At 47.3% G+C, this 18,751-nt stretch carries 5 protein-coding genes; all 5 read left to right on the top strand.

The window, feature by feature from the left end; genetic code table 11:
- Nucleotides 1-523 precede the first annotated feature (523 nt).
- From ACR32F_RS28360 to ACR32F_RS28340, 5 genes are read left to right on the top strand one after another with little or no spacing between them, the layout of a single operon-like run.
- Entirely contained in the window at nucleotides 524-1,999 is a 1,476-nt protein-coding gene (locus tag ACR32F_RS28360; protein WP_440113055.1) for an argininosuccinate lyase, read from the top strand.
- A 16-nt stretch (nucleotides 2,000-2,015) separates the two neighbouring features.
- Entirely contained in the window at nucleotides 2,016-2,906 is an 891-nt protein-coding gene (locus tag ACR32F_RS28355; protein ID WP_440113052.1) for a GHMP family kinase ATP-binding protein, read from the top strand.
- A gap of 49 nt (nucleotides 2,907-2,955) precedes the next feature.
- On the top strand, nucleotides 2,956-9,483 hold the full coding sequence (locus ACR32F_RS28350) for an amino acid adenylation domain-containing protein (RefSeq protein ID WP_440113049.1): 6,528 nt from the start codon (nucleotides 2,956-2,958) through the stop codon (nucleotides 9,481-9,483).
- 33 nt (nucleotides 9,484-9,516) lie between these two features.
- The gene (locus ACR32F_RS28345) at nucleotides 9,517-16,671 is read left to right on the top strand and encodes an amino acid adenylation domain-containing protein (protein ID WP_440113046.1); all 7,155 of its coding nucleotides are present in this window, start codon (nucleotides 9,517-9,519) and stop codon (nucleotides 16,669-16,671) included.
- Nucleotides 16,671-18,734: an amino acid adenylation domain-containing protein gene (locus ACR32F_RS28340; protein WP_440113044.1), complete on the top strand. Its 2,064-nt coding sequence runs from the start codon at nucleotides 16,671-16,673 to the stop codon at nucleotides 18,732-18,734. The genes ACR32F_RS28345 and ACR32F_RS28340 overlap by 1 nt, the downstream gene beginning before the upstream one ends.
- The last annotated feature ends 17 nt before the right edge of the window (nucleotides 18,735-18,751 follow it).

Here is an 18,751-nt window from a genome sequence, read left to right as displayed (position 1 = left end):
TCAAATGAAAGCGAAAAATCCACCACAGGAATCTGACGTCAAGTGCCGCTGAGTAACTATTTCAATTTATTGGAAAATCAACAAAACACAACAGAAATCTTAGTTTACCTTTGGTATACTAAGAATCAAACCATTTAAACAGAGATAATTCCACCATAAAATCCGAATACCCGAAAAACAAAAAGAAGTAATTGCCGGGAGCGAATTTCATAGTTATTCCTGATATTTCACCAGGTGCATGTCTATCAATACATATAACTACCTTTTGTGAAAAAACTGTCATAACCGATTGATGCACAATTCTAGGCTGTCGAGAAATAAATGTATAAAAAAACAAATTATCCATGTTGTGTACTAAGAAGCGACTTACTTCGACATGTGGGTTGTGTTAAAAGTAATTAAGAAGAAAAAAACATAATTCAATCAAATATATGAAAATTTTCCTATTTTATTTTTTGTCTATTTTCTCTAGTCAGGCTGCAGTTAAAATGCTTTTTAAATATGAAGGTAGGAAGAGTGATTTATGGACAAAAGGATAGGCCAAAACACACTAACTGGCCGGCTAAAGGAGCAACCTAACACCTTTATTCATGATGAAATATTGTATCCTCAATTCAAATACGAAGTTCAACACCTGCTTCCCTATTATATTCAAATCGAAAAAGTCATTTCCATGGAATATACCCGCATGGGGTTGCTAGAACATGAAGCGTTGCAGCATATTTTGCTTCAATTGGACAAAATCGACATGGACACATTGGTAGGCAATCCTCAGGAAAATATGACGGATATCTTATTTGCGATTGAACGTTATGTAGAACAGAATACCAGCCACTCCATCACAGCATGGCATCTGGATCGAAGTCGTAATGATGTACAGGCAACAGCCCAGGTCATGCTTGCCAGAGACCAACTGCTCAATATGATGGAAGCTCTCCTCTCACTGGCTGATGCCGTTCATCCACTTGCACTACAACATATCCATACCAAAATGCCCGGTTATACACATTACCAGTCAGCACAAATCATCAGCCCAGGTTTCTATTTCGCAGCAATGCTGGAGCATATTGGACAAGCGCTTGGACGCTTTCAAAACCATTGGACAAGCCTGGATGAATGTCCACTAGGCTCAGGGGCAATGTCAGGTCTGGAATTACAATGGGACCGAATGAACATGGCGCGAATGTTAGGATTTGATCGGGAATGTCGTCATGCATTGATGGGAGTCGCCTCCAAGGATTTCATGCTGCTGATTGGTGCGGAGTTATCAAATGTGAGTGTGACGTTAACGCGATTTATGACAGATTTCATGAATTGGGGTAGTAGCGAATACCGTTTCTTACAGTTGCCCGATCATCTGTGCGGCATTTCTTCAGCGATGCCTCAAAAGAAAAATTTTACTATTTTAGAACGAATTAGAGGGAAATTGGCTCATATTCCTGCATATTATCTCGATCTTGTGATGGGGCAACAACGAACTCCATATACCAATTTGGTTGAGACAGCAAAAGAGGGAGGTAGCCATTTTTTAACCATGCTTGAGACTATGAATAGCGCGATTCAATTGCTAACTCATGTTATTACGCATGTGAGCTTTGATCAAGAGCAGATGGAACGGGTTTGTAACGAGCAGTTTTTTGGCGGATTTTCCTTAGCAAATCAACTAACCTTGCAGTGCGATATCCCCTATCGAAATGCTCAAATCATAGCAGGAAAGTACATTACAGCCATGATTGAACAGGGGCGTGGGCCATTGGATGTAGATTCAGAGTTACTCCGAACGATATGCGGTGAGATGGGTTATGTCAGTAAACTTCAGGATGAGAGTTTAATCCAGTGTTTTTCCGCTGAATCTGGTTTGTCTGCGAAGCAGTCTTCAGGATCTACTCACCCGGATCAGGTGGCGGAGCTTATATCCATCCAAGAACGGGAAAGAGCGTTGACTTGGGAATACGTGCAGAATGCGAAGGAGAGAAGTCGAACTTATCTACTTTACTGACCTAGGGGGTTACCAGATGAGCTCATATTTGGAGGGGAAAAATGTAACAAAGTCGATTGGAGTTGGAAAATCATTCGGGACATTTGGTGAACTTCTTCAAGGGGTGGGAACCGATGCACAGAATTTCCTGATCACGCTGCCGATCAACCGATATTCAAATGTAACATTTCAGTCACAGCCGAGCCTCCCCCACCTGATTGTATCTCCCAGCTACAGATCGAAGTCAAGGCAAATCGCGCTTAGAATTCTTCAATTGTATGACCTTCCGCTGGGAGGATGTATTGAGATTAACAGCAACATTCCGGTTGGAAAGGGTTTGGCCAGTTCCTCAGCTGATATTGTTGCAACTGCCCGAGCGATTGATCATTGTTTTGGTTTGAATCTGACAACAGAACAATTGGAGGCGTTAATTCAGGAGATTGAACCAACGGACGGTGTCATGTATGACGGTATCGTATCTTATTACCATCGGGCTGTGAGGTTACGTGAAAGTCTTGGCCCGGTTCCAAATCTGTCTATTGTAAGTATTGATGAAGGTGGCGAAGTTGATACAACAGAGTTCAATAAAATTTCCAGATCCTTTAGTGCAGTAGAGAAGCTGGAATACGACCAAATGCTTACAAGCATTTCTGCTGCCATAAAAGAAAATGATTTGAAGGCTATGGGGAGAATCTCCACTCAAAGCGCAATTATGAATCAGCGACTGCTGGAGAAAAAACAGATGGAGCAGGTTCTGGATATATGCAATGAGGTGGACGGGTTGGGTATTGTCATCACGCATAGTGGTACCTGCATTGGAATTTTGCTGGACCAGACTGATGTTGAGTATTGCTGGCAACTACATAAGGCCTATCAACTAATGAGTTTACTGCATGGCGAGGTTACAATTTTTCATACCAATATGTAAGTCGTCTGAAAAACAGTTATTCATTCTGATCCACGGAAGGAGAATTTGAATGGAAACAGGTCATCGCAAGTCTTCAATTCCTGCATCCAAGCAAGAAATGCTCCAAAGATTGCTGCAACAAAGAGTGGGAAACACAGCCGTTTATACAACCATTCAGCCTGTATCGCGGACGGAGTTTTCTCCGGTATCCTCTGCTCAAAAGCGTCTTTGGTTTTTGGATCAGTTATATCCACAAAACGCATTTTATAATATCCCATTTCTATTTCGCCTCAAAGGAGAGCTGGATACGAATGCTTTAACCAAAAGCCTTGAGCAGATGGTCAGCAGACATGAGTCGTTGCGAACCACATTTACAGTTGAAGACGGGGAACCCGTTCAAATTATCCATGATCAGTGTGAATATAACTGGAAAATGACTGATGTAACCGATCTGCCTGAAGAACAGCGGGAACTCGCCGCTATGGAGTTGTTCCAGCGGGAAGCACAGACACCGTTTGATTTATCGACAGGCCCATTGCTGCGTTCCGGGTTGATTCGCGTTCAGCCGGATGATCACTTTTTCATGATTAACATCCATCATATTGTTTTTGATGGTTGGTCAACAGGCGTCCTGTGCCAGGAACTGGAACTGCTTTATCGTGCGAACCGGAATGGTGAGGATTTGCCCCTACTGCCCCTTGAGATTCAGTATGCAGATTATGCACACTGGCAGAACGAATATCTGAAAGGAAGCGAAGTTCAGCAGCAATTGTCTTATTGGGAGGAGAAGCTTAGTGGTAGTTTACCGGTATTACAGCTTCCGTATGATTTTCCAAGTCCTTCTCGCCAAACGTTCAAAGGTGCATTTACTACCTTCACGATTCCATCAGAAGTAAATGCTGGATTGAAGCAGATAAGCCGAACGTATGGAGCAACTCCTTTTATGGCATTTCTGACCGTTTATAAAATTCTTTTATATCGATATACAAGACAAGCAGACCTGATCGTAGGAACGCCAATTGCCAATCGTAATATCAATGAATTGGAAGATTTGATCGGTTTTTTTGTGAATACTTTAGTGATTCGTACATCCATATCCAGCGACATGTCCTTTTTGGACCTGCTGAAACGGGTACAGCAAGTAACACTGGATGCTTATGCGAGTCAGGATGTGCCATTCGATACCATTGTTGAGGCCATTCAACCTGAGCGGAATCTGGGTGGAACCCCGCTATTTCAGGTGATGTTTAATCTGATTGACGATGTTCGGCTGAGTCTGGATGGGCTTCATGTTACCTCTCTGGAGATTGATAACAAAACATCGAAGTTTGAGATGGAGCTTACCCTGATTGAGCACGCTGAAGGGATGTCTGGTGGATTTGAATATAGTACTGATCGGTTCAAGGAAGATACCATTGCCGGCTTAATCCAGCACTATCTTTTGCTGCTGGAGTCCGTCGTTCAGCATCCGGATGTACCTATTTCACAGCTTCAAATTCTATCGGAACAGGAATGCCAGCTTCTGGAGCAGTGGAATCAGACGACCGTGCCTTATCCGGATGACATCTGCATGCACCAGTATTTCGAACGTCAGGTCAAGCAGACACCTGATAAGAGTGCTATCGTCTTTAAGGACACTCGCTTGAGTTACAAGGAGTTAGACCGTCTGTCAAACGGACTTGCTTTCAAGCTTAGGGAGCATGGGGTGGGCCCAGATGTTTGCGTCGGAATCTGTATGGAACGGTCATTGGAAATGGTCGTTGCGGTGCTTGGTGTTCTAAAAGCTGGAGGAGCTTACGTCCCGCTTGATCCGCATTATCCTCAGGACCGCTTAATTTATATTTTGGAGGATACGGATGTTCCGGTTGTAATTACTCAATCCTCACTGTTGTCGCTTATTGGGGGGGCTGGCACAAATCTGTTCGTTCTCGATCATATTGAAGAGCTTGAGCCTGTGGAAGAAGTCCCGGAGTCTGGTGTTGGTCCAGATCATATTTTATACATATTGTATACTTCGGGTTCAACGGGCAAGCCAAAGGGCATCGTGATGGATCATCGCCCTATCGTAAATCTGATGGCTTGGCAAATGAAAAACCTGAAGTCACCGCAGCAGGCGACCGTGCTTCAGTTTTCGACCCTGAATTTCGACATGTCATGCCACGAGATGTTCTCAGCTTTTGGCAGCGGAGGCACGGTAATTCTGGTCGATGATCAGACTCGCAAAAATCCGGAGAGTCTACTTGAACTGATCATTGAGCATAAAGTTCAGCGTTTGCACTTGCCCTACATCAGCTTCCAGCAGCTGGCTGAGGTCGCCGAACAGATCGAAGGCATCGAATATGAGATTACAGACATTACTGTTTCAGGAGAGCAGCTTCGCGTTACACCACAGATCAGAAACTGGCATAAAAAGCTTGGAAATTGCACGGTTCAGAATCACTATGGCCCAACGGAGACCCATGTTGTTACCGCATTTATGATTGAAGATATGGATGAAGTTAATCCGCTGCCACCAATAGGCAGAGCCATTGATAACTGTGAAATATACATTCTCGACAACGAACTTCAACCTGTCCCGGTTGGCGTATATGGAGAGCTGTATATTGGTGGGATATGTCTCGCGAGAGGATACTTGAATCGGGAGGAACTGACCGCGGACAGATTTATCCCTAATCCGTTTACAGATGAGCCTGGTCAGCGTATGTATAAATCGGGGGATCTGGCCCGTTTTCTGCCAAGCGGTGATGTTGAATTTTTAGGGAGAATGGATGAGCAGGTCAAAATTCGCGGCTTCCGCGTGGAACCAGGTGAGGTGGAATCAGTCATTAGCACTTATCCTGGTATTCGGGAGACGGTGGTCGTGGCATACCAGGAGCAGCAAGCACCACATGAACTGGTCGCTTACGTTGTAGTGGATAAGGATATTGCAGAGCCTGAATTAAGGGAGCACTTAAAAAAGAAATTGCCGGATTACATGCTTCCTACCATTTTCATGAAGATTGAGGAGATGCCGTTGACACCGAGTGGCAAGGTCAGTCGATCTGCTCTTCCACAGCCCAAACGCAACATGGGAGGAAAAAACAAGACAGCTCCTGTTACTGCAGTGGAAAAGGGTGTTGCCGCCATTTGGGTAGATATTCTCGAATGCGAAGAAGTTGGACTGGAGGACCAGTTTTTTGAACTGGGCGGTCATTCATTGCTGGCGATCAAGGTTATCTCCCGTATCCGAAGTGCGTTTCAGACCGATCTGCCGCTTTATACAATTTTTGAGTTTCCGCAGCTTAGTGACTTTGCGGCACATTTAGTGCACTATCTGGCACAGCATGAACGTCTTTCATCGGAAAGTGAAAGTATTGTTCCAGTACCTCGCGAGCCTTATATGCCACTCTCTTATGCTCAGGAGCGAATTTGGTTTTTTGAGCAATGGCAGCAGGCCTCATCCATGTATAACATCTCCAAGGCCTTACGTGTTATGGGAGAGTTGGACGAAGCAGCTCTGGAACAGAGCTATCAGCAATTAATTGAGCGTCATGAGAGCTTGCGGACCAACTTTGTGGATCAAGCTGGACTGCCGAAGCAAATGATCCATCCCTTCCGGTCCCTTCCGATTGGACGGGTAGACTTGCGTAATGACGCGGGAGAGCGCCAGTATTTCCGTCTCCAAGCTTTGATTGCTGAGGAGGAGCAACGGCCATTTGATTTGGCCAACGATCCGTTAATTCGAACTAGCCTGTATCGTTTGAACGATGAAGAGTGGGTTCTATTGCTGGTGGTACACCATATTATTTTCGACGGTTGGTCCATGTCGTTGCTTGAACAGGAATGGTGGGGAAATTATGATCGCTGTAAGCAAGACCCTGCTTTTCAAAGGGAAGCCCTTCCTCTACAATACGTGGATTATGCGGTTTGGCAACGAACTATGCTTCAAGGCATCCGTTGGGAAGAACAAATGGCCTATTGGAAGAAACAATTGCAAGGTAAGCTTCCCATCCTACAATTGCCTACTGATCGTCCGAGGCCTGCTCAGCAATCGTATGAAGGGGCGCATTTTGACTTTACTATAGATCGACGACTCGCCGAGAAAGCGAGGCAATTCAGTAAGCAGGAAAACGTATCGTTATATATGACCCTGCTTACGACGTTCAAGGCGCTGTTGTATCGATATACCGGCGAGCAAGACCTTCTGGTTGGTTCACCCATGACCAATCGCAATCGGACGGAATGGGAGCAGTTGATCGGTTTTTTCGTGAATACGCTGGTGCTCCGAACTAGTGTGTCTTCTGAGATGACGTGGAAGGATCTGTTAGGCAGGGTGAAAAGGGTCACGATGGAGGCCTTCTCCCATCAGGAGATTCCTTTTGAAAAGCTGGTCCAAGAGCTGCAACCGGAACGTTCCCAGGGATTTTCGCCCGTATTCCAGGTGATGTTTTCCCTACAAAATACGCAACATGTAAATGATAGAGAGGCATTAAAGTTCAGCCCGTATAATCTTGAAAACATCAATTCGTTGTTTGATATCAGCATGTTCATTGAGGAGGACCAGGAGCTTCAAGTCACGATTGAATATGGGGCTGCTCTGTTTGAACGAGGAACCATTGAGCGGTTTGCCCAGCACTATTCGCAGTTACTGGAGAGCATGTTACAGCAGCCGGAAACAACGATCGCACAAGCTCCCCTGTTGACCGAACAGGAGCGGAGGCAACTGCTTGTCGACTGGAATAATACGGCGAGGTCCGGGGTAAATCATAGTGCCCAGGAGCAGGACATCTATCAGCAATTCTCACAAGCTGCCCTTCGTCATCCACACGCTGTCGCCATTGAGGATGGAGAACGAACAATCACGTATGAAGAGCTTCAGACCCAAGCTCAGACTATTGCATACATGTTACGTGATGCACAAACCGAACCGGGTACAGTCATTGGCGTGTACATGGAGCGTTCGATTGAACTGGTGGCGTCCATGCTCGGGACGTTGAAGGTAGGCGCCTGCTTTGTGCCGATAGACCCTGAATACCCAACAGAGCGCATTCGCTGGATGGTGGAGAACAGCAGGATGCCGATTGTCTTGACGCACTCCGATTTAATGGACAGTTTGCCTATTGATCACGACTGTGTGGTAGCCGTGGACAAGCTGCAAGGAATAAAGGTGGAACGTGTCTCGCAAGAGCAAGTTGGGCTACCTTCGAAGTGCATATCCATGGAAAATACAGCTTATGTAATCTATACCTCGGGGTCTACGGGTAAGCCCAAGGGAGTCATGATTTCGCAGCGTTCGCTTGCGGATCATGTTCAGACTGTCATAGAGGGGAACCGGCTGAACGATAACGACCGGATTGTGCAATTTTCAGCGATCAGCTTCGACTTCTCCATCCATGAGATGTTTCCAGCGCTTCTCGCAGGTGCAACGCTTGTGCTGCGTCCGAAATCGGTATTGGATACGCGTGAGTTCGTCCGATGGTTAAATGTGAAAGAAATCAGTGTACTTTATTTGCCTACAGCCTACTGGCATTTGCTCGTCAGCGAGTGGGATGAAACAGATGCTTTTCCAGCGTCTATGAAGCTAGTATCCGTTGGAGGAGAAAAAGCCTCCATAGCCATATACGAAAAATGGAAGCAGATTACGCAGGGACGTATTCGCTGGAGCAATGCTTATGGTCCGACAGAGGCAACGGTAGCGGCGACCACTTTTTATGATGATATGGATAAGCTGCATGAAGAGCATGAGGACCTTCCGATTGGCAGACCCTTGCCGAATACACAGCTTTACATTCTGGATCACTTGCTTCAGCCCGTACCCATTGGCGTTGCGGGGGAATTGTTTATAGGCGGAGTAAGATTGGCCCAAGGCTATCTGTATCAACCGGAGCTAACCGACAAGGCGTTTATTCCTCATCCGTTCCAACAGGGCGAGCGTTTGTATCAAACTGGAGATTACGTTCGTTATCGTGAGGATGGTCAGATCGAATACATCGGAAGGAAAGATTCGCAAGTCAAAATTAGAGGGTATCGCGTGGAACTTGGAGAGATTGAGGCTTGTCTGGAACAGCTACCACAGGTTGAACAGGCTTTGGTGACGGTAAGAAGTGACTTGGATGCCTCTGGACAACAACTCGTCGCCTACGTCAAATGCAAAAATGGAGAAGCTGTTCTGGATACAATTCGCCATGATGCCAAGCAGCTACTGCCATCTTATATGCAGCCATCCTTCTACGTGACATTGAAGAAATTCCCGTTTACGGCGGGTGGAAAGATTAATCGTGCGCTTCTTCCGAAACCGGATGAAGTTTCAGCGGAAAGTGCAGATTCAGTGGAGCCCGCGAATGAAACAGAGGAACGCTTGTCTCGGATCTGGTGTCAACTCCTTCATCGAAAGGGAGTTGGGACGAAGGAAAACTTCTTTGAGATAGGTGGTCATTCTCTGCTTGCAACCCAGATGAACTCTCTGATCCGCAAGGAGTTCTCCAAGAACGTACCCATTAAAGCGATCTTTGATTCGCCAACGATTATGGAATTGGCTCAGATTATCAGCAGTATTGAAGCAGAAAACAAAGTAGAAATTCCGAAAATTTCAAGAATGCCGAGGGGCACGAAAGCGTGAAGCCACCATCTAAGGAAAAAGGGGACTGACCAATTGAGTACACCGATTAGCAGTAACCATTATTTGTTTCCAGCATCTTTCGCCCAAAGACGAATATGGTTTGTTCAGGAGACCATAACTGATCCTTCTGTCTATCATGTGCCACTACTGTACAAGCTTGACGGACCCGTTGATCTCGAAATACTTCAGCGCTCTATTAACAAACTAGTGGAGCGTCACGAATCCTTTCGCACATATTTTACAGTGGAGAACAATGACATCATGCAAGTCATTATTCCCGAACTGGACTATGTCATCAGTCATATTCAATTACCGACCGAAGCTGTCATGCAAATTAATGACCGGATAATGCAGGACATACGCAGTCCGTTTTCATTGGAACATGCCCCCCTTTTCCGGATGGTTCTTTATTCCATTAGTGAACAGGAACATTATCTTTTAATCAATATGCACCATATTATTACAGACGGTTGGTCCTATTCTGTCTTCATGCGGGAGCTGAGTTTGCTGTATTCCGCTGTACTACAAGGAAAAGAGGCTGAGTTAACAGAACTGCCGATCCAGGTAGCTGACTTTTCACAATGGCAAAGAGACAGCCTGCAAGGCGAAGGGCTGGAGAAACAAATGCTATTCTGGGAGAAGCATCTGGAAGGAGAACTACCTGTTCTGGACTTGCCTGTTGATCCAGCAAAACCGCTTGTGATCGATAATACAGGAGCTTCTCTTGAATTTCACATTCCTCTGCAGCTATCTGAGCGCTTCGCGCAGTTATGCAGCAGTAGCGGTACATCGTTGTATATTGGGCTCTTGGCTGTATACCAATTGCTTCTGGCCCGTTATTCGGGTCAAGACAATATTATTATTGGAACGCCTATTGCCAATCGGCATCACATTGAGCTTGAGAACGTCATTGGGATGTTTGTAAATACAATGACCTTGCGTGCTCGTCTGCATGACAATCCTACCTTTCGGGAAATGCTGATGCAGCTACGAAAGACTGCATTAGAAGCTTACGAGCATCAGGATGTACCCTTTGATATGCTCGTTGAAAGGCTGGCCCCGGAGCGTAGCCTCGGACAGACACCCATTTTTCAGGCGATGTTCTCGTTCCAGAATCATCCGAAGCTGGAGCTTGATTTTCCACATATCGACATTAAGCCGGTTGAGTTAGATCTGGGTACAGCCAAGTTCGAATTATATCTAGACATTGCGGAATCGCCAGATGGACTACATGGCATATTCGAATACCAAAAGAATTTATATGATGAGGTTCTGATTGAACAGCTATCTGTCCATTATGTGCAACTCATAGAAAGCATTCTGGAGGATACGGAGCAGCAAATATGGCATATTCCTTTTATGTATGAGCAAGAGAAGCGGTCTATAACCGAACAACTGTATCAGAAAAAGGATGCGAAGATCCAGGTACAGAGTTCAACATGTGGCCATCATTCGTTTGAACAATGGGCTGCCTTGCAAGCGGATACTATTGCCGTTCGTTATCAAGGTGACGCAATGACCTACGCTGAACTTAATCAGAGAGCCAATCAGGTTGCGTGGTATATGCGTGAGAACGGGGTTGTTCCCGGCACGGCCGTAGGACTATGGCTTGATCCATCCATAGACCTCGTTGTGGGTATGTTGGGCGTATGGAAAGCAGGGTGCTGCTGCGTTGCACTGAATTCCGAGCATCCTGTAGCACGGAACATCCTGATGCTGCAACATGCAGGTGTATCATGCATTGTTACAAACGAAAACAATGTCCGCAAAGTTCCGCAAGCAGGACAGGAGATTTTTTGTTTGGAGCGGATTCCTGCCATCCCTGCGTATGCTGCCAATCCTGAGGTACAGGTGGCTGCGAATGATGGAGCGTATCTGTTCTGGAATACTGGAGCATCTGGTGCTTCACAAACTGTCGCTGCGCCTCATTACAGAATTGTGCAGCTATCCAAATCGGCAGCCGAAACGTTTGATTTGGATCGGAATGACGTATGGGCCATGCTGCATGCAGTGGACAGTGAACTGGCGTTATGGGAAATATGCGGAGCGTTGTTCAACGGAGGAACATTGGTTATCGTGCCTGGATGGATTGCCGAGCAACCTAAATATATGAATGAACTGCTGATTCAGGAAAAAATAACGCGCCTTACACTAACTCAGGCTTCATTTCTCACCTGGATCAGACTGGATGAAACCAGTGCAAAAGGGAAGCTGGAACTTCGTACGATTTTTATTAAAGGAAAGAACGTAACCATACCTTCCATGAATGGGTGGTTAGGCCGTCATACCCGTCATCAGCCGAAACTCATTCAAATAAACAGCTTGAGCGAACTGGGGGGCGTAGTCAGTAGTCGTATCATTCCGGCCAGTGGGAACTCATATGAACGTCCAGATCGAGGCATTGGTGCGCCATTAACCGGTCGGGTGCTATATATTCTTGATGCCAGTGGTGAGGTTGTCCCGATGGGTGCGGCGGGTACACTGCATGCGAGCGAGCCGGATTCGGATCATGCAAGAGCGTTCCACGCCAGTCACCCCGATGAGCGATGGAGCTATCGTTCAGTAAACGGCGAGCCCGGTGTATGGTTATATCGTATGGACGATATATGTCGCTATTTACCGAATGGAGAGATCGAATGTTTGCGCCATGTGGGTTACCAAGCGGAGCTAGGTGAATATATCGTTCAGCTTGATGAAATACGAATGGCGTGCCTCCATCACCCGGCTGTTCAGGAAGCAGCAATCCAGGTACGGAGAGACGAATACGGTATTGAGTATGTGATGGCTTACCTGGTTGCTGTGACTGGGCAGACTGTTCCCGTACAACAGATTCAGCATGATCTGCGGGACAAGCTTCCTGAATACATGATTCCGGGAACGCTGCTTTGGGTGGAGCAACTGCCTCGATTGACCAGCGGTGAGATAGACTATGATCTTCTTCAGAGTAACACGGAACATAAGTCGAGGCGGTCCGCTTATGTGCCCCCAGCCAATCCAATTGAGGAGAGTCTGGTAAACATATGGGAGACTGTGCTTGAAGTTACCAGGATCGGCGTCGAGGACAATTATTTCGTCTGCGGAGGAGATTCGATACGGATGCTGTCGATTATTGCTCTTGCCAAAGATGTGAATCTCTATTTCGGTATCAGAGACTTGTTATCTCATCAAACAATCCGGGAGCTTGCCCCTCATGTATTGATGAATCAGGACATCGTCAAGCTTACAGACAACAGGTTTGATCTGGTGCCTGAAGAGGACCTTGCCAAACTGCCTGAAGATATAGAGGATGCGTACCCTCTTACACAATTGCAACGAGGCATGCTGTTTCAAAGTGAGCTGCATTCCGGGTCCAGGCTGTACCATGATCTCATTCAATTTTCCATAAAGGGTTCCTTCGATAAGAAAGTATGGGACGAAGCCTTCCAGATGTTAATCAACCGTCATCCGATCTTGCGTACGACGTTTGATCTCTCGAGTTACAGTCTTCCTCTGCAATTGGTGCATACGAGAGGCAAGCTGCCCATCAAGTATGTAGATGTAAGCGATACGGACCCTGACACACAACAGGAAATGCTTCAGAAATGGGTGGAGCATGAAATGGATACATCCTTTGATTGGAGTCAGTCGCTCCTGCGTGTCGTTCTGTTGCAGCGAGCGAAGGACTGGGTTCAACTGATCGTGTCTATGCATCATTCCGTACTGGATGGCTGGAGCGTGGCCCATTTTACAGCAGAGTTGTTTGGAACGGTGGATCACCTTTTACAAGATCAGGTACTGGAGCCGGCTCCACGATTACAAACGACATTCAAACAATATGTGAGGGAAGAATTGAACGCATTACAATCCCCTGAGCATAAGGAGTACTGGGAGCGAAGATTGGACGGCTTCTCTCGAATTAGGCTTCCTCAGTGGGAACCGACAGATACAGCTCCTCCCGTCATGAAGCTCAAGGAGGTGGACATATCGCGATCTCTTTCACGTGACGTGCAGGAACTCGCACAGAGGACGCTGATTCCGATCAAGAGCTGGCTGCTGGCCGTTCACATACACATTTTAAAAACATTAACCAATCAGCGGGACATCACAACGGGAGTGCTGTTCCACGGTCGTCTTGAGCAGAAGGATGGTGACCGCGCCCTGGGCTTATTTCTTAATACACTGCCATTTCGCATGCAACTGGACGGAGGAACCTGGGCAGCCCTTGCGGAAAAAACGTGGGAAACCGAAAAGGAAATGCTGCAATATCGCAGATATCCTATGGCCCAGATCCAACAGGATACCGGAAGCGGCAAGTTATTTGAGACATTCTTTAATTTCACTCATTTCTATGTATCTGAGCAGAAGCTGGGTTCTTATGGGAAACTGCACATTGTTGAGGAGCCGGGATACGCCGATAACAGTTTTCCATTCGGAGCTGAATTTTCGCTGGATGGCGAAAGTGGTGAATTAAGGCTGGCGCTCCGTTGGGATCAGGTGCTGTTCAGCGAAGAGCAAATGAGCCGAGTTGCCGGATACTATCAGATGGCGCTACGTGCAATTGTTCATCATACCTATGAAGTCGCGGATCACGACACCTTACTGTCTGTTGAGGAACTTCAGGAAATAGATAACTGGAATCAAACGGAAAACCATTTTCCTCAAGTCCATCTGCTGCACAAGTTATTCGAGCAGCAAGTGGAGAGCACACCTGAGCAGCTTGCTCTTGTTTATCAAGGTCAACGCTTAAGCTACCGTGAGTGTAACGAACAAGCGAATCGGCTAGCTCATTACTTGCATAAACATGGAGTTGGGCCAGATGTGAAAGCAGGTATATGTTTGGAACGATCCACTCAACTGGTTACCAGTCTGATGGCTATTCTGAAGGCAGGCGGGGCTTACGTACCGATTCATCCGCATCATCCGGCAGTTTTCGTTCAGGAACTTATTCAGGATGCTGATCTTGGACTTGTCGTGACAAGCGAAAAGTGGGCTCCATTATTTGAAGGATACGCTGGAACGGTTCTGTATATGGAACGGATTCATGAGGAATTAGCCACCGAGTCTGCCTCGAATCCCAATGTCCCGTGCCTGCCTGAGCAGCTTGCATACATGATTTATACCTCCGGCTCTACGGGAAAACCCAAGGGGGTGTTGATCGAGCATAAAGCGATTGCCAACCGACTTCTCTGGATGCAGAAAGAATATCGATTAACCGGGATGGATCGGGTGCTTCAGAAAACGCCGTTTACATTCGACGTCTCAGTATGGGAGTTTTTCTGGCCATTGATCACGGGAGCGGGATTAGTCATTGCAGAGCCTGAAGGGCACAAGGACCCGGAATATCTGATTAAGCTCATTCAGGAAGAAGAGATTACAACGATTCATTTCGTGCCTTCCATGCTGCATGCTTTTTTGGCTCAACGAGGAGTAGAACAATGCACCACCCTGAAAAGGGTCATTTGCAGCGGGGAAGCACTTACGCATATGTTAAAGCAACTATTTTTTGAAAAGCTGTCGTGTGAATTGCACAACCTGTATGGACCTACAGAGGCCGCGGTTGATGTAACCAGTTGGTCATGCAAGCCGGAAGATATAAACGTTCCAATCGGTTATCCAATTGCCAATGTCTATCTGCGGGTACTCAATAAACGGATGTTGCCTGTGCCTGTCGGTGTGCCTGGTGAGCTGTATATCGGCGGTGTCTGCCTGGCACGCGGATACCATCACCGACCGGAATTGGATGCGGAGAGATTTATACTCGACCCGCTCCGAGCCGAGCTGAATGCACGCCTGTATAAAACAGGGGATGAAGCCAGGTATCTTCCGAACGGGGCTATTGAATATATGGGTCGTTTGGACCACCAGGTCAAAATACGTGGTCATCGTATTGAAATGGGGGAGATTGAGGCCAGATTGGGCGAACATCCCGCCATTGCGGAATGCGTGGTGTATACAACCAGTGACAATCGGCAGCATGTGCAGCTGGTGGCTTGCATCGTGCAAAGAAACCCGAATGTTCCGCTGGATCGCAAAGACTTGTACAGCTTCTCAAAAAACCGCATGCCTGAGTATATGATCCCTGGTCACTGGATGTTCATTGATAAAATGCCGTTAACGACTAGCGGAAAAATAGACCGGAAGGCGCTCCCGCAGCCAGATACGAGCCCTGTGGCAGAACTGGATGATGCATTCCAGCCGCCAAGGAATTCCTGTGAGCACCAATTATCAGATATTTGGAAACAGGTTCTTCAAGTCGCTGCTCCAGGCATCAGGGACTCATTTTTCCACCTGGGCGGTAACTCATTGCTTGCGATTCAGCTCATGGCCAGAGTAGAGCAGGCGTTTGACCGCAAGCTGCCATTATCTACGATTCTGGAGCATGACACGATCGAGCGGTTAGCCGCGCTGCTGAGTCAGGCTCCGGCAGAGGAACCCAAACCATCATCTCTTGTTGCCTTAAATGCTTCAGGTTCCCGAACACCCCTTTATTGCATTCATCCTGTAGGTGGAAGCATCGTATGTTATAACGCTTTTCCACAGGCTTTGGGAGCGGAATGGCCTGTTTACGCCATTCAGGACAAGCATTTGAACGGACCCATGAACTACGACATGACAGAGCGTTCCTTTTCTTCGATTAAGGATATGGCTCATCAGTATATTGCACAGATCAGGGCTGTGCAGCCAACAGGACCCTATGCCTTGTTAGGTTGGTCATTCGGCGGTATTGTGGCGCATGAAATGGCCTGCCAGCTTGAACAGGCAGGAGAAGAGGTCGAGATGCTGATGCTGCTTGATGCAAGGTTAAGGTCTCATGACGAAGCAGCGTTTGAGCTTTCGGAGAACGAATGGAAGGAATATTTCCTGCAGGACCTTACAGGCGTACAAATGATAGGGGATCGTTCTGATGAGCGGAAAAAAGACTGGAGTCCCGATGACGAGCATTTGAATCATTTCTATACTCTGTTCAAATCCAATTACAGGGCGATGCACGAGCATGTTCCCCAATGGTTTGGTGGTACGTTAACCTGGTTCAAGGCTCAAGAGGAGGAACGTGCTCTGTCTATGGAGGGTGACTGGAGCAACTATGCCAAGCAGGTAGATAGCATCATGCTGGACGGGGATCACTATTCCATGATGAATCCCTTGAATGTTGCACGGATTGCAGCGTATCTGAAATCCTATACCCATGAAGCGAAGGAGTCGGTCTGATGTCAGCCCAATTGCGATATATTACGCTTAGAAATAGCGACGGACAATATTCTATCTGGCCTGTGGAGAGAGAGCTTGCATATGGCTGGGAATACGCGGGCTTTGAAGGAACGGTCGATGAATGTCTGAAGCAGATCGAAGGCGTCTGGACGGATATGAGGCCAGTAGGCCTGCAGCCCAATCCTTCATTTGTCAGCGATATAGCAAAAGAGGCATGTATTCAGGAAAGTTCGGAAAGGGAGCCAGCCCCGTTTGGGAGCGGGAACGTCATCCCCTTGAATCCGTCTTCCTGCATCCATCACTTGTTCGAACGCCATGCGCAAGAGAAACCTGATGGCGTTGCACTGACCTATGAATCCAGACATATGACATACCGAGAACTGGATGAAGCTGCGGAAGCTCTCGCAAACAGGCTGGCACAGTTTGAAGTTGGCCCTGACAGCATCGTTACGATTCTTGCCAATCGTTCTTTTGACCTCGTGATTTCGCTATTAGCCATCCTGAAGGCAGGGGGATGTTACTTGTCGCTTGAGACAAGTGTTCCGCAGGCAAGGCTGAATTTTATCCTTGAAGATGCGTCGCCCTGTCTGGTTATTACTCAAAGCTGCTTCAGTGAGCGGTTCGAAGAACATTCGATACCTGTACTGCTGCTGGATCATGACAAACAGACTTTTGCTTCGGCCCCTAGGCGGGAGAGGGCAGAAGTGACACCAGAGCACTTGGCTTATATCAGCTATACATCAGGCTCGACAGGCACGCCGAAGGGCGTATGTGTACCGCATCGGGCGGTTTCTCGTTTAGTCGATAATGCCAAGGATTTCTCTTTTACACCCAATGATGTATTTTTGCTTGTTTCACCGGTCGCTTTCGACGCTTCCACGTTTGAACTTTGGTCTCCTCTCGCCAATGGCGGGCGGCTGGTTATCTACGATTGCGGAATAATACGTCCGGACCTGCTGTCTGAAACGATCCGAACGGAGGGAGTAACGACAGTATGGCTAACAGCGGGATTGTTTCAGGTAATGGTGAATTCCTATCTGGATATGTTTAAGGGACTTAAACATGCGTTGGCAGGTGGGGATGTGATCTCGTCTGCACACCTTGAGCTGCTTCTGGCAACCCATCCGCATCTGACGTTCACCAATGGATACGGTCCAACGGAAAATACGACATTCTCGACCTGCTGGACCACCACGACCATGACCACCCACCCTACTGTCCCGATTGGTTCACCGATCAACGGAACGTGGGCAATCGTCTGCGATGAGAATCTGAATCCGATGCCCCCAGGGCAGGAGGGTGAATTATACGTTGCCGGGGCAGGTTTAGCGAGAGGATATCTGAATAATCCGGCAGAGACGGCGAGCAGATTCGTGCCTAATCCATGGAGCAAAACGGCCGGTGCCCGAATGTTTAGAACGGGGGATATTGTTCGGTGGTTTGAAGACGGAAGCTTGGAGTTTATCGGTCGTGCAGATCGACAGGTTAAAATTCAGGGATACCGGGTAGAGCCGGATGAAGTCGAAATGGTCATCACCCAACATGAAGATGTTCAGGCTGCCGTGGTTACAACACAAGAGGATGGATTGGGCAACAAGCGTCTGCTTGCATATGTTGTGACCAACGCTTCTCCAGATGAGGAATCCAGGAAGCTGACCGGGTTGTATAAATACCTGTGTCAGCAGTTGCCTCCCTACATGGTTCCATGGGCCATCATGCCGCTGGCGGAAATGCCGTTAACGCCGAACGGGAAGGTAGACAGGGGACAATTGCCTGCGGCTGTGCGCTCTCCTCGCAGATTGGGCACACCCTATACTGCGCCGAGAAATGCGATGGAATCGGAACTTGTCAGACTATGGGGAGAGAACTTGTTGGTGGAGCCTGTGGGCATTCACGACAACTTCTTCTCACTTGGCGGCGACTCGCTGATCCTGTCTGAACTGATCGTTAATATGGAGAAATTGCTGGAAACGGTCATACCTGCCCGCTTCCTTTATCTGAAGCCGACGGTTGCGGAGCTTGCTGTCATGATTGAGGATAGCAAACCGGTCGCACAAGGCTAACTCAAGGAGGATGGATA

Source organism: Paenibacillus hebaui (assembly GCF_051934385.1).
In the GTDB taxonomy this organism is placed as follows: domain Bacteria; phylum Bacillota; class Bacilli; order Paenibacillales; family Paenibacillaceae; genus Paenibacillus.
This window is presented reverse-complemented; position numbering and strand designations above follow the sequence as displayed.

Excerpts from the sequence above, each read along its gene's own strand:
- ACR32F_RS28350 (WP_440113049.1), top strand. The coding sequence starts at position 2,956 with ATGGAAACAGGTCATCGCAAGTCTTCAATTCCTGCATCCAAGCAAGAA.
- ACR32F_RS28360 (WP_440113055.1), top strand. The coding sequence starts at position 524 with ATGGACAAAAGGATAGGCCAAAACACACTAACTGGCCGGCTAAAGGAG.
- ACR32F_RS28355 (WP_440113052.1), top strand. The coding sequence starts at position 2,016 with ATGAGCTCATATTTGGAGGGGAAAAATGTAACAAAGTCGATTGGAGTT.
- ACR32F_RS28340 (WP_440113044.1), top strand. The coding sequence starts at position 16,671 with ATGTCAGCCCAATTGCGATATATTACGCTTAGAAATAGCGACGGACAA.